Annotated in this window: 25 protein-coding genes; 22 read left to right on the top strand and 3 right to left on the bottom strand. The window is 51.2% G+C overall.

Annotated features, from left to right (window positions below; genetic code table 11):
• The first annotated feature begins 306 nt into the window (after positions 1 to 306).
• Positions 307 to 513 carry a hypothetical protein gene (locus Q9R34_RS12750; protein ID WP_033748118.1) on the top strand — a complete coding sequence of 69 codons (207 nt, stop codon included), beginning with the start codon at positions 307 to 309 and terminating at the stop codon, positions 511 to 513.
• A 285-nt stretch (positions 514 to 798) separates the two neighbouring features.
• Here the strand turns inward: Q9R34_RS12750 and Q9R34_RS12745 are convergent, their stop codons facing one another.
• From Q9R34_RS12745 to Q9R34_RS12735, 3 genes are all read right to left on the bottom strand, one after another.
• Complete coding sequence (locus Q9R34_RS12745; RefSeq protein ID WP_485894131.1) at positions 799 to 1,293, bottom strand: hypothetical protein; 495 nt, start codon at positions 1,291 to 1,293, stop codon at positions 799 to 801.
• Positions 1,290 to 1,598 (bottom strand): hypothetical protein, encoded by a 309-nt coding sequence (locus Q9R34_RS12740; protein WP_485894129.1) that lies wholly within the window; start codon positions 1,596 to 1,598, stop codon positions 1,290 to 1,292. Before Q9R34_RS12740 ends, Q9R34_RS12745 begins: the two co-directional genes overlap by 4 nt.
• A gap of 79 nt (positions 1,599 to 1,677) precedes the next feature.
• The gene (locus tag Q9R34_RS12735) at positions 1,678 to 2,310 is read right to left on the bottom strand and encodes a LexA family protein (protein ID WP_239315308.1); all 633 of its coding nucleotides are present in this window, start codon (positions 2,308 to 2,310) and stop codon (positions 1,678 to 1,680) included.
• Positions 2,311 to 2,408: 98 nt separating this feature from the next.
• Between Q9R34_RS12735 and Q9R34_RS12730 the strand changes: the two genes are divergently transcribed.
• The 21 genes from Q9R34_RS12730 (at position 2,409) to Q9R34_RS12630 (ending at position 14,509) form a co-directional block, all read left to right on the top strand.
• Entirely contained in the window at positions 2,409 to 2,627 is a 219-nt protein-coding gene (locus Q9R34_RS12730) for a helix-turn-helix domain-containing protein (protein ID WP_239315307.1), read from the top strand.
• A gap of 151 nt (positions 2,628 to 2,778) precedes the next feature.
• A complete protein-coding gene (locus Q9R34_RS12725) occupies positions 2,779 to 3,057 on the top strand; it encodes a CII family transcriptional regulator (protein ID WP_033748108.1) in 279 nt (92 codons plus the stop codon).
• A 39-nt stretch (positions 3,058 to 3,096) separates the two neighbouring features.
• Positions 3,097 to 3,240, top strand: a complete 144-nt coding sequence (locus tag Q9R34_RS12720) for a hypothetical protein (RefSeq protein ID WP_158086851.1) — start codon at positions 3,097 to 3,099, stop codon at positions 3,238 to 3,240.
• Positions 3,237 to 4,001, top strand: coding sequence for a replication protein (locus Q9R34_RS12715; RefSeq protein WP_485894125.1), 765 nt, complete (start codon positions 3,237 to 3,239; stop codon positions 3,999 to 4,001). The genes Q9R34_RS12720 and Q9R34_RS12715 overlap by 4 nt, the downstream gene beginning before the upstream one ends.
• Positions 4,002 to 4,109: 108 nt before the next feature.
• Entirely contained in the window at positions 4,110 to 5,993 is a 1,884-nt protein-coding gene (locus Q9R34_RS12710; protein ID WP_485894123.1) for a toprim domain-containing protein, read from the top strand.
• Positions 5,990 to 6,334 carry a hypothetical protein gene (locus Q9R34_RS12705; protein ID WP_485894121.1) on the top strand — a complete coding sequence of 115 codons (345 nt, stop codon included), beginning with the start codon at positions 5,990 to 5,992 and terminating at the stop codon, positions 6,332 to 6,334. Before Q9R34_RS12710 ends, Q9R34_RS12705 begins: the two co-directional genes overlap by 4 nt.
• Positions 6,331 to 6,597, top strand: a complete 267-nt coding sequence (locus Q9R34_RS12700) for a hypothetical protein (protein WP_485894119.1) — start codon at positions 6,331 to 6,333, stop codon at positions 6,595 to 6,597. Before Q9R34_RS12705 ends, Q9R34_RS12700 begins: the two co-directional genes overlap by 4 nt.
• A complete protein-coding gene (locus Q9R34_RS12695) occupies positions 6,594 to 6,770 on the top strand; it encodes a hypothetical protein (protein ID WP_485894117.1) in 177 nt (58 codons plus the stop codon). Before Q9R34_RS12700 ends, Q9R34_RS12695 begins: the two co-directional genes overlap by 4 nt.
• Positions 6,771 to 6,957: 187 nt before the next feature.
• Positions 6,958 to 7,161 (top strand): hypothetical protein, encoded by a 204-nt coding sequence (locus Q9R34_RS12690; protein WP_485894115.1) that lies wholly within the window; start codon positions 6,958 to 6,960, stop codon positions 7,159 to 7,161.
• A complete protein-coding gene (locus Q9R34_RS12685; RefSeq protein WP_485894113.1) occupies positions 7,127 to 7,582 on the top strand; it encodes a YbcN family protein in 456 nt (151 codons plus the stop codon). Before Q9R34_RS12690 ends, Q9R34_RS12685 begins: the two co-directional genes overlap by 35 nt.
• Positions 7,575 to 7,946, top strand: a complete 372-nt coding sequence (locus Q9R34_RS12680) for a hypothetical protein (protein WP_485894111.1) — start codon at positions 7,575 to 7,577, stop codon at positions 7,944 to 7,946. Before Q9R34_RS12685 ends, Q9R34_RS12680 begins: the two co-directional genes overlap by 8 nt.
• A complete protein-coding gene (locus tag Q9R34_RS12675; protein ID WP_485894109.1) occupies positions 7,930 to 8,100 on the top strand; it encodes a NinE family protein in 171 nt (56 codons plus the stop codon). Before Q9R34_RS12680 ends, Q9R34_RS12675 begins: the two co-directional genes overlap by 17 nt.
• Positions 8,101 to 8,692: 592 nt before the next feature.
• Positions 8,693 to 9,001 (top strand): hypothetical protein, encoded by a 309-nt coding sequence (locus Q9R34_RS12670; RefSeq protein ID WP_485894107.1) that lies wholly within the window; start codon positions 8,693 to 8,695, stop codon positions 8,999 to 9,001.
• Complete coding sequence (locus Q9R34_RS12665) at positions 8,994 to 9,578, top strand: recombination protein NinG (RefSeq protein WP_485894105.1); 585 nt, start codon at positions 8,994 to 8,996, stop codon at positions 9,576 to 9,578. Before Q9R34_RS12670 ends, Q9R34_RS12665 begins: the two co-directional genes overlap by 8 nt.
• A 172-nt stretch (positions 9,579 to 9,750) precedes the next feature.
• Positions 9,751 to 9,879, top strand: a complete 129-nt coding sequence (locus Q9R34_RS12660) for a YlcG family protein (RefSeq protein ID WP_485894103.1) — start codon at positions 9,751 to 9,753, stop codon at positions 9,877 to 9,879.
• A complete protein-coding gene (locus tag Q9R34_RS12655) occupies positions 9,866 to 10,354 on the top strand; it encodes an antiterminator Q family protein (protein ID WP_485894101.1) in 489 nt (162 codons plus the stop codon). The genes Q9R34_RS12660 and Q9R34_RS12655 overlap by 14 nt, the downstream gene beginning before the upstream one ends.
• Before the next feature lie 365 nt (positions 10,355 to 10,719).
• Positions 10,720 to 10,962 (top strand): phage holin, encoded by a 243-nt coding sequence (locus Q9R34_RS12650; RefSeq protein WP_033772838.1) that lies wholly within the window; start codon positions 10,720 to 10,722, stop codon positions 10,960 to 10,962.
• Positions 10,963 to 10,965: 3 nt separating this feature from the next.
• Positions 10,966 to 11,475, top strand: coding sequence for a lysozyme (locus tag Q9R34_RS12645; RefSeq protein WP_485894098.1), 510 nt, complete (start codon positions 10,966 to 10,968; stop codon positions 11,473 to 11,475).
• Positions 11,459 to 11,929 carry a lysis protein gene (locus Q9R34_RS12640; RefSeq protein WP_485894096.1) on the top strand — a complete coding sequence of 157 codons (471 nt, stop codon included), beginning with the start codon at positions 11,459 to 11,461 and terminating at the stop codon, positions 11,927 to 11,929. Before Q9R34_RS12645 ends, Q9R34_RS12640 begins: the two co-directional genes overlap by 17 nt.
• Before the next feature lie 671 nt (positions 11,930 to 12,600).
• Entirely contained in the window at positions 12,601 to 13,092 is a 492-nt protein-coding gene (locus Q9R34_RS12635; RefSeq protein WP_377795235.1) for a DNA-packaging protein, read from the top strand.
• Positions 13,061 to 14,509 (top strand): phage terminase large subunit family protein, encoded by a 1,449-nt coding sequence (locus Q9R34_RS12630; protein ID WP_485894093.1) that lies wholly within the window; start codon positions 13,061 to 13,063, stop codon positions 14,507 to 14,509. The genes Q9R34_RS12635 and Q9R34_RS12630 overlap by 32 nt, the downstream gene beginning before the upstream one ends.
• Position 14,510: the final 1 nt, after the last annotated feature.

Genomic DNA, 14,510 nt, shown 5'->3' with positions numbered 1-14,510 from the left:
ACTGTCGCAACAATGCACACAGTAACCACTGTTTGAGTTCGGTGCGTTCTCGGCACCTTCCGTAGAGCTTCCCGCTCGTTGTTACAAAGAGCTGCTATCCGTTTCGTACTGCGCCAGCGTCCTGCTGATGGATTAAAGATACAGATAAAACTGTATTACCGTCAACAGATAAAACTGTAAAATTGATATGAAAATACATATATATATGTATTTAAACGGAAATAAATTTTCTACAGCCGCAAAAATCCCGCACAAAGCTGGACTCAGTGCTACGATTTCATGGCTTAACAGGAGGAGGTTGGTGGCATGAGAAACAAAGATGTGGCTGACTTGCACAGGAAGATGATGCCTGAGGTGGGAGAGGTTCTTGGTAGGGGGACTATGGAGCTGCTGAGGGAGGGGCGGGCGATAACTAATCTGGCAATAAAGGAGAAGATAACAGGTCTTTATGCTGATAAAGCAGATGACATAGTAGTGCAGATGGCGCTGGCTCTGCTGTCGACGACGCACTGACGGTGCAGGTCAGGATTGCGGGCAAAAAAAACCGCCAGACCAGCGCTGGCGGTAACTTGTCGAGCAACAAGCAAAGTGATGGATATATTTCACTTTCATTATTGGCCGATATTTTTTTACCTGCAAGCGTAAGCGGCAAAAAAAGCCCGCACACGGCGGGCAAGAGTGATGCGGACAATCAGCTTGTTCCGGCCCTGAGGCCGTGTCTCTCTGGACATTAGTGTTATCGGCACGGCAGGAGATAGCTTTAGGGGTGGGCATGAAAAACCCGGTGCGGTGGCCGGGTTATTTATCTTTTGAAACCTTTCCGTTTAATTCGGATAAGCTGTAAGAAATACTCTGAAGTTGAGATGTAATGGCGGCATTGTCGGCTTTAGACTCTACTCTAGCCGCCTCAAAATGAGCGCGTGTTTCGCTGCCAAGAGATTCTATTTTACCGTCAAGGTTTGCTCTCGCCGCTTCAATGCGCGCTTCAGTACCAGACCGATAGGTTTCAAGCTTGTTATCTAAATGGGTGTACATGGCCCAAGCTCCGCCTAACGCCACGGCCAAAAAACCAATACCCATCCACATTGCCGATTTGAAAGTGAGAGGGATTTTCAGATGCGGGCTTTCTGATGTAGTCACGATCTCCTCCTCAAAATCAATGGTGACTGTTTCAGCAACTAACATATGGCTGCCATCTTGATTATCAAGTATACCAGCTGCTTTGTTTGGTTGCTGTAGATTAAAATGCGCCTCGCGGAAGAAGAAATCATCGTCAAAGCAGGGTGTAATCATTTTCTTTTCTCATGCAGCCACATTGCAATTTTACTAGTGTGGAACAGTTTGATTTCACCACATGTAAAACATACAACGTAAAATGCCCAAACCCCTGATCCGTTAACCAAAGGAAGTGGCATTGTGACTATCACAGGCTTAGTCTTATCATTTGGGCTGCTGTTGATTTCCCAACGAGTTCCTTTGCAACAAGAGCATTTTAAGTCGTGATCATTTTCTTCAAAGCTCTTCAAAAAATCCTTTAAATCATTGATCGTTATTGAAAGAACAATCTCGGCAATGTTAATTTTTTTATCGTCTTCCATAAGCCCTCTGAACTTTAAAGCCTAACCAAACGTCTCTTCCGGCCACTGAGCCTTAACCACCTTACCGATGATGCGTATGCTATCTTTTGCGGCGGTAAATGCGGTGCTCAACCATGGTACCGATGATCTGGATGCGCTTTTCAATGCTGCGCATTACTGGGTAATCATCATTCAGGGGGAGTAATTCAAAGTGCTGTCTGCCATCTTCTGCAAGAGTAGTTGGGCGGTACTTTTTAAAGGTGGCTTCATGCTCGCCGTTCTTCGCAACAACAAATTCTCCAGGTGCAGGCTCTATTTCCGGATCGACGATAATGACATCGCCAGCCTTAAAATCAGGCTCCATAGAGTCGCCTATAATCTTTAATGCAAAGGTATATTGCGACCAGTCCATATCAGTCATGACGTACTCACACGAGCCATCAAGCGCTTCTATAGGGCCTTTAGTAGCCATCTCTCCAGCTTGTACATAGCTGATCAATGGAATCCTCCTTGTGTTCACCTCGCTAACAGGCTGGAAGTTACCACCATTAACTAGCCATGACGGATCACAGCTAAGAGATTCAGCAATACCCACAATGTTGCGCGGCTTTAATGTTTTACCTTCCTCAATACTCGCCCAAGACTGCTGCCTGATACCAGCCCTTTCTGCGGCTTCAGCCTGAGTTAGGCCCAACTCGGCCCTTCTTTGCTTTACTCGTTCTGCAAGGCTCATAGCATCCTCTCCATTTCCTTACATCCTCACAGTTAAAGCTGTATTTGACAAACAGAAGTAACTGTTAGACAATACAGATAAAACTGTGGAGGTGAGTAATGGACACAATTTCTCAACGCCTCAAACAGAAGCGCATGGAGTTAAATCTGACACAGGCGCAATTAGCTGAGAAAGCTGGAATGAAGCAGCAATCAATACAGCAAATTGAAGCAGGTTCCACACAACGCCCGCGCTTCTTGTTTGAACTTGCCGCAGCCCTCCAGTGCGACCCGCTCTGGTTACAGTACGGCAAGAAACGCGGCTCTCGAGCCGCTTAAGCAACACCGCTCTTTTTACAACGGACATGAAGTCCTACGGAAGCCACCGAGAACGTGGCGACTAACTCAAACGAAACAACAAAACGTTCGTGGCAATAGCTGCGGCTTTGTCACGTCTGAACAACAACTTATCACCAAGGAATCATACGAAATGGATCATGCAAAGAAACGCAACGAGGCATTGCGCATTGAAAGCGCCTTGCTCAACAAAATCGCCCTGTTAGGCACTGAAAAGACAGCAGCTGCTGTTGGTGTCGATAAGGCGCAGATAAGCCGCTGGAAACGAGACTGGATACCGAAGTTCTCGATGCTTCTGGCAGTACTGGAATGGGGTGTCGTGGATGACGAGATGGCTCATTTAGCCCGGCAGGTGGCGCAGCTTCTCGCAAAAGGAAACGCCCCAAAGAGCAATGAACTCTTTGAGGCGTAGGGTGGGGCAACAACCACGATGCATATCCCGGAGATGATTATGCCAAAGAAACACGTTTTACGCCAGGCAGAAATGCGCAAAAACCTTGCCCGCATCGAGTTCTGCAAAGGCTTTAACCCGACGGTAGCTGAGAAACTGAAGCACATTCTGGAAGAGGCCAAAGCGAAGGAGAAGGGCAAATGAGCAATCTGGCTGAAGTACACGACATAACGCCTCATATTGAGGCAAGAGAGATCCGCGTGGCTGAGATTGAGAACGGCTTCACAAGGATTGCGAACGAGCTTTTAGAAGCTCTTGTCATGGCCGACTTAACATCGCGTCAGCTTAAAGTCGCTCTTTCCGTCATGCGAAAAACATACGGCTTCAACAAGAAAGAGGACCGCATTGCTGACTCGCAAATTGCTGAGATGACCGGAATACACCGCACTCATGTTTGCAATGCGAGAAACCAACTCATCAACATGAATATCCTGACAAAATCAGGAAACAAGCTGTCCATAAACAAAGTGGTCTCTGAGTGGTGTATCCAAAATGGCGACACTGTAGCTAACTCAGCTACAAAAAAAGTAGCTAACTCAGCTACAGGCGATGTAGCCACCTCAGCTACACACAAAAGACATTCTTTAAAGACAGAAAGACAAAAAAGAATTAACACCCCCGGCAAGCCGGGAGGCAACCCTTCAAAGTATGCTTTTGAAGGCAATGTTATCCGGCTGAATCACGACGACTACTCAGCATGGAAAAGCCTTTACTGCTACGTCGATCTCGATGCAGAGCTTCAGCGATACGACATCGAGTTTCAGAACGAGCAGCCTAAGAGCTGGTTCATGGCTCTCAGTGCGAAGCTGAAATATCAGAACGACCGCGAGAAGCAAAAGCGGCAGGCCGCTGCCAAATCACCGGTAACAATCAGCAAAACCGGCTACGTGTTCTTCGACAGGTGATCACATGAAGCCACAGATTAAATCATTGCTGATTGCCGGATATAACCACGGCCTGTTGAGCGAAGAGTTTGTCCGGTACTGGTTTGAGAAACTTCACCTGAGGGCCGTATGACACCATCAGAACTGAGTGACATGCTCTGGAATCATGTCGACAGGGTAGCGAAATACCTGTTGCCGAACGGCAAAAAAGAATCGCATGAGTGGGTAGCAGGAAGCGTTAACGGGGAAAAGGGCCAGAGCCTGAAGGTGAATCTGGCAGGCAAGAAAGTCTGGCAGGACTTTGCTGAAGGAAGCGGTGGTGACCTCCTCGACCTGTGGGTAGCCGTGAAAGACTGCGGGTTGCACCAGGCGATGACAGAAGCCAAAGAGTTCCTCGGCATCAAAGACGACGACCACCACTTCGCAGCAAAGCAGCAGAAAAAGTTCTCCCGGCCCGACCGTAAGAAAATCAGTAAGTACCTCACCAAAACCGAAAAGCACCTCGAATACCTGGCATCTCGCGGCATCACCGCAGAGACGGCAAAGGCGTTTGAAGTCGCCGCGGCGAAAGTATGGAATGGCGAGCGCGAGCTGGATGCTCTGGCGTTCCCGTACAAGCGCGATGGTGAGCTGTTGCAGGTCAAGCGCATCAGTACAGAGCGCCCGAACGGCAAGAAGGTCATTATGGCTGAAGGCGAGTGCGAGCCGTGCCTGTTCGGATGGCAGGCAATGCCGAAGAACATCCGCCTGGTGGTCATCTGCGAAGGCGAAATCGACTGCATGACGTATTTCCAGTACGGGTTGCCCGCGCTCTCCGTTCCGTTCGGAGGTGGCAAGGGAGCCAAGCAGCAGTGGATTGAGTTCGAGTATCACAACCTCGACCGCTTCGACGAAATCTGGATCTCCATGGACTCAGATGAAGTCGGGCAGACTGCCGCCAAGGAAATCGCATCACGCCTCGGCGAGCACCGCTGCAGACTGGTTAACCTGCCACACAAGGACATCAACGAGTGCTTACGGGCAGGAATGACCAGCGACGAGGTTATCGACGTACTGGAGCGCGCTGCTTACTTCGACCCCGAAGAGCTGTACAGCGCCCGCGAGTTCTATCAGGACACCATCAACGCTTTCTACGGCAAAGAGCAGTGCATGTTCCGCAGCCCATGGGAGACGCTAAATCACAACTTCGCATTCCGTGAAGCCGAACTGACCATCGTGAATGGGGTGAACGGGCACGGTAAAACCGAAGTCGTGGGGCATATGGTACTCGAGGCTATGCGACAGGGTGTTCGTTCCTGCGTTGCGTCTCTGGAGCTTAAACCGGGAGCGTTACTGAAGCGCCTCACACGACAGGCAACTTGCGTAAAGCTACCACCTCAGATGGAAATCGACTCTGCATTCAACTTCTACGATGACCGGCTGTGGCTTTTTGGCCTGACAGGAACGGCGAAGGCTGACCGCTTGCTGGAAATCTTCGAGTACGCCAACCGACGCTACGGTATTCAGTTGTTCATCATCGACAGCCTGATGAAGTGCGGGATTGGGGAGGATGACTACAACGGCCAGAAAGCCTTTGTTGACGCTATCTGCGACTTCAAAAACCGCACCAACAGCCACGTCATCATGGTTACTCACAGCCGGAAATCTGACAGCGAAGAGAAGCCCACCGGGAAGATGGACGTGAAAGGAACCAGTGCCATCACGGACCTTACCGACAACCTTTTCATCATCTGGCGCAACAAGGTCAGAGAACGCGCTATCCAGAAACAACACGCTGGGGAGCCGCTGAACGAGAAGGAGCAGGCCGCGCTGGCAACCTCGGCATCAGTCCTGATGCTGGAGAAGCAGCGTAACGGAGAAGGCTGGGAAGGTGGCATTCCGCTTTACCTGCATGAGCAATCGCACCAGTTCCTGATGATGGACGGCGCGACACCTTACAACTACATCGCCAACATGCCGTCCGACGAATACGACCACGCATGGGCGAGTGAAAACGTTACGGAGTATGCATGATGAGCAAGCTAACTGCTGAATGGTGCAAGTGGCACATCGAATCAATGAAAGCCAACGGAATGAGCCTGCTTGAGGAGAAATACCTCGAAGCCCTTGAGATTGCACTCCCTGTACTGGAGCAGCAGGAGAAGGGCGATGATGCCTGGATTGAGTGGGGTGGGGGTAAGTGTCCTGTTGATGGTAACGCGAATGTTGAACTTAAACTTCGTAATGGTTGCTTCGGTGGCGGCATTAGAAAAGCTGGAGGTTACTATTGGGGGCATAGTAAGACATCTTACGACTCCGACATCATCGCCTATCGGGTTGTGCAGCAGGAGCGCGAGCGAGGAGAGGAAGAATGAGTGACGCATTGAAAGTTACAGTCTTTTTCTCAGGCGGTGATGAGCCGTTCATCTGTCACGCTAACGGGGTGTGTACTATCGAGGATCTACAAGAAATCGAAAGGGAAATTGCTTCAGATTTTAGCGATTTCAACGAGGATGGCAGCTACACCTTCAACTGCAATTGGTATGGCGGGCTGATTGGTGAAAATGGAATACTTGAGACACCATCCGGATGGGATCTATCCCTTGAAGCCTTTACGCCAGTGTCGGAGGAAGCATGAGCGACAAAGATGAGATGGAGCGGCAGCAGAGAGAGCTATTCGCTGAGAGCTTCGAGGACCACACCGGCTGGCATCCGGACGACTATCCAAGCCCTGACATTGTCGAAACCAGCTGGGAGATTTGGCAAGATGGATGGCAAGCAGCGTTAAGCAGCAAGCAGGAGGAAGAATGAAGACTATCGCATGGAATAAATCACGCAGAGCATTCTGGTTCCGCTTCTTCGGGTATGGACTCAACGTCATCGATCGCAGCATCTTCCCGCCCTTATACAGCGCGAGAATCGGTCTAAGAAAAGAAATCAGGATAGGCAAGTTTGGCATCCATATTCTGACGCGGTCACAGCTAAGCAAGAGGTCCGCATGAGCAACGTAATCCCTCTCAAGAAATCAACCTATCTCCTGCCAGATGACGAATTCGAAGCCCTCCTGCAGGAAGTAATCATCCACGGCCGCAAGTTCCACGACTTCACCTGCTACCCCGCGGTGATGCGCAAGGTGCTGGGCGACGCACTGAAGAGAGACAAGCGCGATGGAGATACCGAAAGAGGGCCTGAGGCTTCATAAGACAAACTTCAACGCCATCGGGCAACAGCTTCAACCTCTGCTCGAATCCGGCGACTGTTACCGGCTCATCCTGAAGCCGTGGAAAGAAAAACGCAGCCTTTCACAGAATGCACTATCTCACATGTGGTACGCCGAAATCAGCGCTTACCTGATTAAGTCAGGACGCACTGACGCGACGCCAGAATGGGTAAAGCGAAACCTCAAGCGCACATACCTGGGCTGTGAAGAGATTACCTACACCGACTTCGTCACCGGCGAGAAGGTCATCACCTACGAACCCCGACACACCTCAAACCTTGATACGGGAGAGATGCACTTCTTCCTGAATCAGGTTGAGCGGTGGTGCGCGCAGTTCGGGCTGGTGCTGACTATCCCGCACGATAGCGAATACCAGAAGCTGAAGGATAAACAGAATGACTAAGGTTCCGTCCATCAAAGAGCGCATAGCAACCATCCGTAGCCTGTTAGCTATCGAAGGCTCTGCCACATCCCGGGAAATCTACCTGCACATGATCCCGATGGGGTATGACTACCGCCACATTGAATCTGCTATTCAGATGGCCTACCGCGAAGGAACGCTGCACCGTCGTAAAATTAAGTTCAGATGCGGGTACGAATATCGGGTAGCAGAAAAATATCCGCGCTGGGGAACCCGGTACGTAGCAGATGTTAAGCATCACTCCTGCCAGCGAAAAATCACAACCATCTGCAAGAAGAACAGCAAGGTTTATCAGTTCGATCAGTTGCTGAAAACTGCGAGAGGTGGACATGCGCCGGCAAATTAGCATCACCTTCTTAGCATGTGAACACGCCAAACTGAAGTATCCCCGCCAGAAACGCCGCCGCCACAAAATCCCGACTGAATCCGAAGTCACAACCTGCAATTACGTTGCACGGTTGCGCCGGGCTGTGTCCGACAGAATTAGGAAGACGCGATGAAGATTAAGCAGGAGTTTTCGTTCGATCTAAGTAAGACCGGAATCGTAGGAACGACAGTCTACATCCGGACATATATGCGAAAGCATGTTTGGCAGCGATGGAAGCTGTTAGATGAGTACAGCGCATCATGCACAGGCAAAAACCCATTCACAGGGGCAGAGTGGACCGGCCCAAAATCACGTCGAATCCCTGTTCAGACAGAATGTGAGATAAATGAAGCCGCTCAGAAAGAAATCGACAGGAGGCGTAATGCGTGAGCGCTGTCACCGCTGCTACACCATCCTCACCTCTGAAGACAAACATCACTACGGCATTAGCTGCGAAAGTTGCGAGTGCGATATGGAGTGGGAAGACCATGAAAGAGACCGCCCCGTTAAATCCGCCTACTGGCGCTGGCGAGCCACCTGCTTCTGCATGCGCTTTCTGTCAGGCATTGCTGGAGCCGGTCGAGACCTACTGCTGCAGCGACTGCGAAATCGAGCTGCTAGACGATCCGAACTATCGCATGCACGGAGGGGTAGATGACTAACGCCGATCGGATTGGGTTATTCGTATTGAGTGTCATCATCGCGGTCTGCATTGGAGGAAGACGATGAGTAATTTACGTGATGAGATAAGAGGGTATGACCTCCATCAGCTAAGGGCGCTAGAAGAATTCATGCAAGGGCTGATAGCTGCCAAGAAAAAAGAAGACAGAAAAACGGTGTGGCGACTTTGTGATAATTCCGGCATATGCCATGCAAACTTCAGAGAAGAGGAATACCTGAAAGCGGCCGAGCATTTTGCTGTAATCGCAAAAGAACTGGATGCTGACCCTCACAACACCATCAGAGACAGAGAGCTACGCCTGATAGCTGAGCGCGTTCCTGAGTCGGAATATGAGGGGTACTTTAATGGCTAAAGGCACCACGCCGAAGCCGTCCAAGCCAAAGAAGTGCAAATGCTGTCCTGAGAAGTTCATCCCCCGCAATAGCCTGCAAACCGTCTGTTCTCCCAAATGTGCCATCCAACTCGCTAACCAGCTGTCCGAGCGCAAGCAAAAGCGCCTGGAGAAAGAGCAGCGCGCGGCATGGAACAAACGCAAAGCAGATGTGAAGCCGTTAAGCCACTGGATCAACATGACTCAGCGAGCTTTTAACGACTATATCAGAGCGCGGGACGGGGATATCTGCATCAGCTGCGGCAGCACAACGGCGGTCATCTACCACGCTGGACATTACCGGACAACGGCAGCGGCTTCACAGTTACGATTCAACGAAGACAACGTTCACAGCCAGTGTGCAGCATGCAACGTGCATCACTCCGGCGCTATCGGTCCTTACCGCATTAACCTCATCACCAAAATCGGCCTTCAGCGCGTCTTGGCGCTCGAATCCAACAATGAACCTCACCGATACACCCGTGAAGAACTGGACGCCATCAGAGCGCGTTACAGGGCTTTGCTTCGTGCATTGGTAAAGCAGAGGGAAGCGGCATGAATCTTCAGAATGTTATATCCACCCTAAATCACTATCGCAATCGAGGCGTAAACGCAGTCAGAACCCCTTCCGGAGTTGTTTTCATGGGTATACGAAACATCACCCCTGCTGAGCGCCAGAGGCTTTTAGACATTCCCCAAAGTTATTTAGACAAGGCTATCAGGTGGCAAAAATGACCCAATACCTCAGAGAGAAGTGGCAGAAACTCCGCATCTACAAACGCAAAGGTGGCTTTGCTGTGGATTACCGGATCATTCATAACATGTCGAAAATGATGGGGGTGAAGAATGCCGGTGCGTGAACTCAACCTGACGAAAGATCAGCACGACTGGCTGAATAACTGGCTGGAACTGTGGGGCGCGTGGGTTTACTCAGGAAGACTGGAAAAGCGCCAGAGCAGTGTCATAGCGCAATACATGGCGACTGTAGAGCCGCAATCTTATCCTTCCCGGCCAATGTGCAACGATGATGACGGACTCTTGATTTCTCAGGTCGTGGACTCCGTCATGTTCATCGATAAAAAGGCTTTCGGCATCCTGCTAAGTTACTACTCGCACGGCTCATCCAAGCACGCCATTGCATCCTACTACCATAAGGTCGCAAGTCCCCGCAAAATGTCAGGGTCAGCAGAAGGAAAAATCAGAAAGCCATCTCTGGCTACGTGCCGGAGAGAAGTTGACGAAATCCTTAATGCCAGCCTGTTTATTTTGTTTTCTCCGCTGCAAAAAGCGTTTAACGATCGCAAACGTGTTGTTAAATTGCAAAGAGTGGCTTAGAAGGTGTTGACTTACTTGAGCAGTTGAGCAACAATTCAGATATAAGATGCCGTAAGTGTTCTTAAGGATGCTGCGGCACTTAAATCCAGTCAGTTCCATCGATTTGTGATAGTCAAAGCGCCCTGCGGTCTCACCAACTGCGAGGGCGTTTTTTTATTTCTATACCCTGCAGGGGATAAGCAATTCTTCATACCCTGTAGCGGATAAGTAGCATCACTAAACTATTCCAAAAGGTCGCCATTAGAGCGGCCTTTTTTCGTTTATCGCCCATGCCAATCAAAATCGACGCTCACCTTTTCCTGTGTGGCATCGGGCGATCTTTTCTTCTGACTACCTGCAGCACCGACCGTAATCACGGAGGTGTTATGAGTATCGATATGAGCAAACTGGCTTCAGGCGCAGCTTATGGCGCATCTGCCGGGACAATCGCCAATGGTCTGCTGACGCGGCTGAGTCCCGATGAATGGAGTGCTGTAGGCGTCCTGGCCGGTATTCTGGTCGCGCTGTTCACGCTCGGCATCAACTGGTATTACAAGCGCAAGGCTACCCTGGCGCAAATCAAAGCCCTTCAGCGCTGGCCCACTGCACCAGACATCAACGAGGATTAACTCATGGCTATCTCAAACAGCCTGCGCAATAAGCTTATTGCTGTCGCGGGTGGCGGAGCTATGGCTATAGCTACGGTATTCCTCGGCGGTAAGGATGGGGTAGAGGGCAGGGTGTACGAGCCTTACAAAGATGTGGCTGGCGTCTGGACTGTCTGCGACGGTCATACCGGCACCGATATCATCAAAGGAAAAAAGTACACAGACCGGGAATGCGATCGGCTTCTATGGAATGACCTGCAGCCGGTTAAGAAATCGGTAGACGGCCTGGTAAAAGTGCCGCTGGGTGAATATCAGCGCGCCGCCCTTTACAGCTTCACCTACAACGTTGGCTCCAGCGCGTTCTCCAAATCCACTCTGTTAAAGCGCCTGAACTCAGGTGATGTTGATGGTGCATGTGAAGAACTCCGCCGCTGGGTGTATGCCGGTGGCATGAAATGGCGGGGCCTGATGAACCGGCGAGACATGGAGCGCTCATTGTGTCTGGCGGAGAGTGTCGATGACCTTAAAGGCTAAGCTGCTACTGGCGCTCGCGCTGCTGGCCATCGTCGCTATCGCCACCTCGACGGTGTTTGCGCTCTATTATCGCGGCAATGCCATTGACTACAAAGCGCAGCGTGACACTGCTACCGGCAGCCTAAAGCTGGCGAATGACACCATCACCGATATGCAGACACGCCAGCGTGACGTGGCCGCACTCGATGAGAAATACACGAAGGAGTTAGCTGATGCTAAAGCGACTATCGATCAGCTGCATGATGATGTTGCTACTGGCAAGCGCCGGCTGCAGCTCAACGCCACCTGCGCGAAGCAATCCGCCTCCGGCACCTCCAGCCTGGATGATGCAACCAGCGCCCGACTTACTGACGCCGCTCAACGGGATTATTTCACCCTCAGAGAGCGAATCGAAGTCGCCGGGAAGCAAATAGCCGGGCTGCAGCAGTACGTAAGAGAACAGTGCCAGAAGTGAAAGTTAGATTAGTGCTGCAACAGGTTTACTGAGTGATTCGGAATAGGGCCTGCTCAGCCTCATTCAGACTCATGCCGCCATGTACGTTAGCCGGAAAGACTGTGTCACTCCCTGATAGTACCCATATCCCTCTATGCGCGTGGTGGCGTGACAACTCCTGACCTTCCACTATCGGGAATGACTTATCAACCACGCAAACACAATATCCATTGATGCTGTGGAGCACGAGCGCCCACTGTGGCCGCGAGCTGATTGAAGCTCTTCTGACTACAACTGCATTATCCATTCTAATAGTTTAAGCATGTTATCAATGCGCAAATGATAACTGATGTCCCGAATCAGTCACACACCAAAAGAAACACTCCAGCCAGTCCCTCTGGAACAAAGCGCCCTGACTTAAGTACGAAGCGTCCGCATAGCGGAATCCTCCCGTGGATTCGGTCAGCAAGCGCAAGGGGCAAGCAGGGTTATAGGCGAAAGCCGACTTCCCCGACATGCGGTGAACGCCCACCGTGCGAGTTGCAGGCGTGGCACTCTGAGAGAGGAGGCTATACAAAATTCTGCAAAGGGCATTCAAAGAGTGCTTTTGACAGAATAAATACACTGAATCCTGATGTGGTGATAACGCTACATCTCGGCAAAATATCCCATTAAATAGCAGGAAATTCTAAATGGCCGCACCAAAGGGCAACCGATTCTGGGAGGCTCGCAGTAGTCATGGGCGAAACCCGACATTCGGCTCGCCTGATGAACTGTGGCAAGCCTGTATTGAGTACTTCGAATGGGTGGAGGCAAACCCACTCTGGGAGATGAAGCCATTCGCTTATCAGGGTGAAGTGGTTCAGGAACCCGTCGCCAAAATGCGTGCGATGACTCTGACCGGCCTATGCCTGTTCCTCGATATCGGCGACGAGACATGGCGAAACTACAGAGCGAAGCAAGATTTTATTGGGGTCGTCACGCGAGCAGAGAAAGTCATTTACGACCAGAAGTTCTCTGGCGCTGCTGCTGACCTGTTAAACCCAAACATCATTGCTCGCGACCTTGGCCTTGCCGATAAGCGTGAGGTGCACAAGACAATCACTGACCTGACTGATGAAGAGTTAGATCGCAAACTCCTGGAGCTAACCAATGCAAAATCTCAGCCGGGAGCAGAAGATTGAGCTGGTAAAGCTTCTGGAAGAAAAAAAGCGACGCGAGAACGTTTATCGCTATCGTGGCTTCTATCAGTCACGTCATCCCTGGCAGAAGCGATTCATTGCCAGCACCAAAGAATATTCACAGTCAGCACTCATCGCTGCTAACCGTGTTGGCAAGACAGAGACGGCGACATACATCGACGCTATCCACGCTATGGGTGATTACCCGGATGAATGGACAGGCCACCGGTTTGATCATGCGCCGCTTATCTGGGTTCTTGGATACTCCGGCGAGAAATGCCGCGACCTGCTTCAGACGCCAATCATCGGGCGCAAGACAGATAATGGCTGGGAAGGCGGACTGATACCCGGTGAGCTGATTACCGGCGTTGAGGCCATGACCGGCACGCCAAACGCTGTCCGCTCCGTGTACATCAAGCACAAGTCAGGCGGCACAGCAAAGATTCAGTTCTGGTCCTACTCGCAGGGCCAGCACGCATTGATGGGTGACAGCGTCGACTGGTTCCACATCGACGAAGAGCCAAAAGATCCCGACATCTTCCCGCAGGTTCTGACGCGTACGGCGACCGGTGACCGTGGGAATGGCGGGCGTGGCATTCTGACGTTCACGCCAGAGAACGGACGAACCGACCTCGTTATCGGCTTCATGGACACACCCAGCGCCGCACAGACGTGCATGAATGTTGGCTGGGATGATGCTCCACACCTCAGCGAAAAAGTGAAGACAGAGCTTCTGGCATCATTTCCTGCGCATCAGCGCGACATGCGAACCAAAGGCATACCGATGCTAGGCCACGGTCGAATTTATGACCTCGCCGATGATGCAATCATGTGTCAGCCGTTCCCATGCCCCGATCACTTCTTTGTAATTGACGGTCAGGACTTCGGCTGGGACCACCCGCAGGCGCACGTTCAGCTCTGGGAAGACAGGGATGAAGACGTCATCTATATCGCTCACGTCTGGAAGGCCAGAGAGAAAAAGGCTGATGAAGCGTGGCGGATGGTTAAGCGCTGGGCCGATGGTGTTCCGGTTGCATGGCCTCACGATGGACTGCAGCACGAGAAGGGCGGCGGTCAGCAGCTTAAAGAGCAATACAAAGCTGAAGGCTTCAGGATGCTTGCAGAGCACGCGACATGGCCGGACGGCAATTACAAGGTTGAGCCTGGCATCCATGAGATTCGCGAGCGCATGCTTGATGGCAAGTTCAAAGTGTTCAGCACATGCCCGGAGTTCTTTGAGGAGTTCCGCATGTATCACCGCGATGAGCACGGCAAGATTGTGGCGATCAATGATGACGTCCTGTCAGCCGTTCGCTACGCCTACATGATGCGCCGGTCAGGCAAGCAGATGTTCAGCATCAAATCACCCCGCAAGAAGGCTCGCGTAGCCACCACAGAATACAACCTATTCGGGAGTTAAC

The sequence above is a fragment of the Enterobacter sp. BRE11 genome, from assembly GCF_031844285.1.
Lineage (GTDB): Bacteria > Pseudomonadota > Gammaproteobacteria > Enterobacterales > Enterobacteriaceae > Pantoea.
Note: the sequence above shows the minus strand (reverse complement) of the source record. Positions and strands in the feature narration are given on the sequence as shown.

Coding starts and splice junctions, on each gene's coding strand:
- Q9R34_RS12695 (WP_485894117.1), top strand. CDS start 6,594: ATGAGCGACAAAGATGAGATGGAGCGGCAGCAGAGAGAGCTATTCGCT.
- Q9R34_RS12665 (WP_485894105.1), top strand. CDS start 8,994: ATGGCTAAAGGCACCACGCCGAAGCCGTCCAAGCCAAAGAAGTGCAAA.
- Q9R34_RS12690 (WP_485894115.1), top strand. CDS start 6,958: ATGAGCAACGTAATCCCTCTCAAGAAATCAACCTATCTCCTGCCAGAT.
- Q9R34_RS12650 (WP_033772838.1), top strand. CDS start 10,720: ATGAGTATCGATATGAGCAAACTGGCTTCAGGCGCAGCTTATGGCGCA.
- Q9R34_RS12675 (WP_485894109.1), top strand. CDS start 7,930: ATGCGCCGGCAAATTAGCATCACCTTCTTAGCATGTGAACACGCCAAA.
- Q9R34_RS12750 (WP_033748118.1), top strand. CDS start 307: ATGAGAAACAAAGATGTGGCTGACTTGCACAGGAAGATGATGCCTGAG.
- Q9R34_RS12720 (WP_158086851.1), top strand. CDS start 3,097: ATGCCAAAGAAACACGTTTTACGCCAGGCAGAAATGCGCAAAAACCTT.
- Q9R34_RS12730 (WP_239315307.1), top strand. CDS start 2,409: ATGGACACAATTTCTCAACGCCTCAAACAGAAGCGCATGGAGTTAAAT.
- Q9R34_RS12715 (WP_485894125.1), top strand. CDS start 3,237: ATGAGCAATCTGGCTGAAGTACACGACATAACGCCTCATATTGAGGCA.
- Q9R34_RS12685 (WP_485894113.1), top strand. CDS start 7,127: ATGGAGATACCGAAAGAGGGCCTGAGGCTTCATAAGACAAACTTCAAC.
- Q9R34_RS12660 (WP_485894103.1), top strand. CDS start 9,751: ATGACCCAATACCTCAGAGAGAAGTGGCAGAAACTCCGCATCTACAAA.
- Q9R34_RS12635 (WP_377795235.1), top strand. CDS start 12,601: ATGGCCGCACCAAAGGGCAACCGATTCTGGGAGGCTCGCAGTAGTCAT.
- Q9R34_RS12740 (WP_485894129.1), bottom strand. CDS start 1,598: ATGGAAGACGATAAAAAAATTAACATTGCCGAGATTGTTCTTTCAATA.
- Q9R34_RS12710 (WP_485894123.1), top strand. CDS start 4,110: ATGACACCATCAGAACTGAGTGACATGCTCTGGAATCATGTCGACAGG.
- Q9R34_RS12640 (WP_485894096.1), top strand. CDS start 11,459: ATGACCTTAAAGGCTAAGCTGCTACTGGCGCTCGCGCTGCTGGCCATC.
- Q9R34_RS12735 (WP_239315308.1), bottom strand. CDS start 2,310: ATGAGCCTTGCAGAACGAGTAAAGCAAAGAAGGGCCGAGTTGGGCCTA.
- Q9R34_RS12670 (WP_485894107.1), top strand. CDS start 8,693: ATGAGTAATTTACGTGATGAGATAAGAGGGTATGACCTCCATCAGCTA.
- Q9R34_RS12645 (WP_485894098.1), top strand. CDS start 10,966: ATGGCTATCTCAAACAGCCTGCGCAATAAGCTTATTGCTGTCGCGGGT.
- Q9R34_RS12630 (WP_485894093.1), top strand. CDS start 13,061: ATGCAAAATCTCAGCCGGGAGCAGAAGATTGAGCTGGTAAAGCTTCTG.
- Q9R34_RS12705 (WP_485894121.1), top strand. CDS start 5,990: ATGATGAGCAAGCTAACTGCTGAATGGTGCAAGTGGCACATCGAATCA.
- Q9R34_RS12680 (WP_485894111.1), top strand. CDS start 7,575: ATGACTAAGGTTCCGTCCATCAAAGAGCGCATAGCAACCATCCGTAGC.
- Q9R34_RS12745 (WP_485894131.1), bottom strand. CDS start 1,293: ATGATTACACCCTGCTTTGACGATGATTTCTTCTTCCGCGAGGCGCAT.
- Q9R34_RS12700 (WP_485894119.1), top strand. CDS start 6,331: ATGAGTGACGCATTGAAAGTTACAGTCTTTTTCTCAGGCGGTGATGAG.
- Q9R34_RS12725 (WP_033748108.1), top strand. CDS start 2,779: ATGGATCATGCAAAGAAACGCAACGAGGCATTGCGCATTGAAAGCGCC.
- Q9R34_RS12655 (WP_485894101.1), top strand. CDS start 9,866: ATGCCGGTGCGTGAACTCAACCTGACGAAAGATCAGCACGACTGGCTG.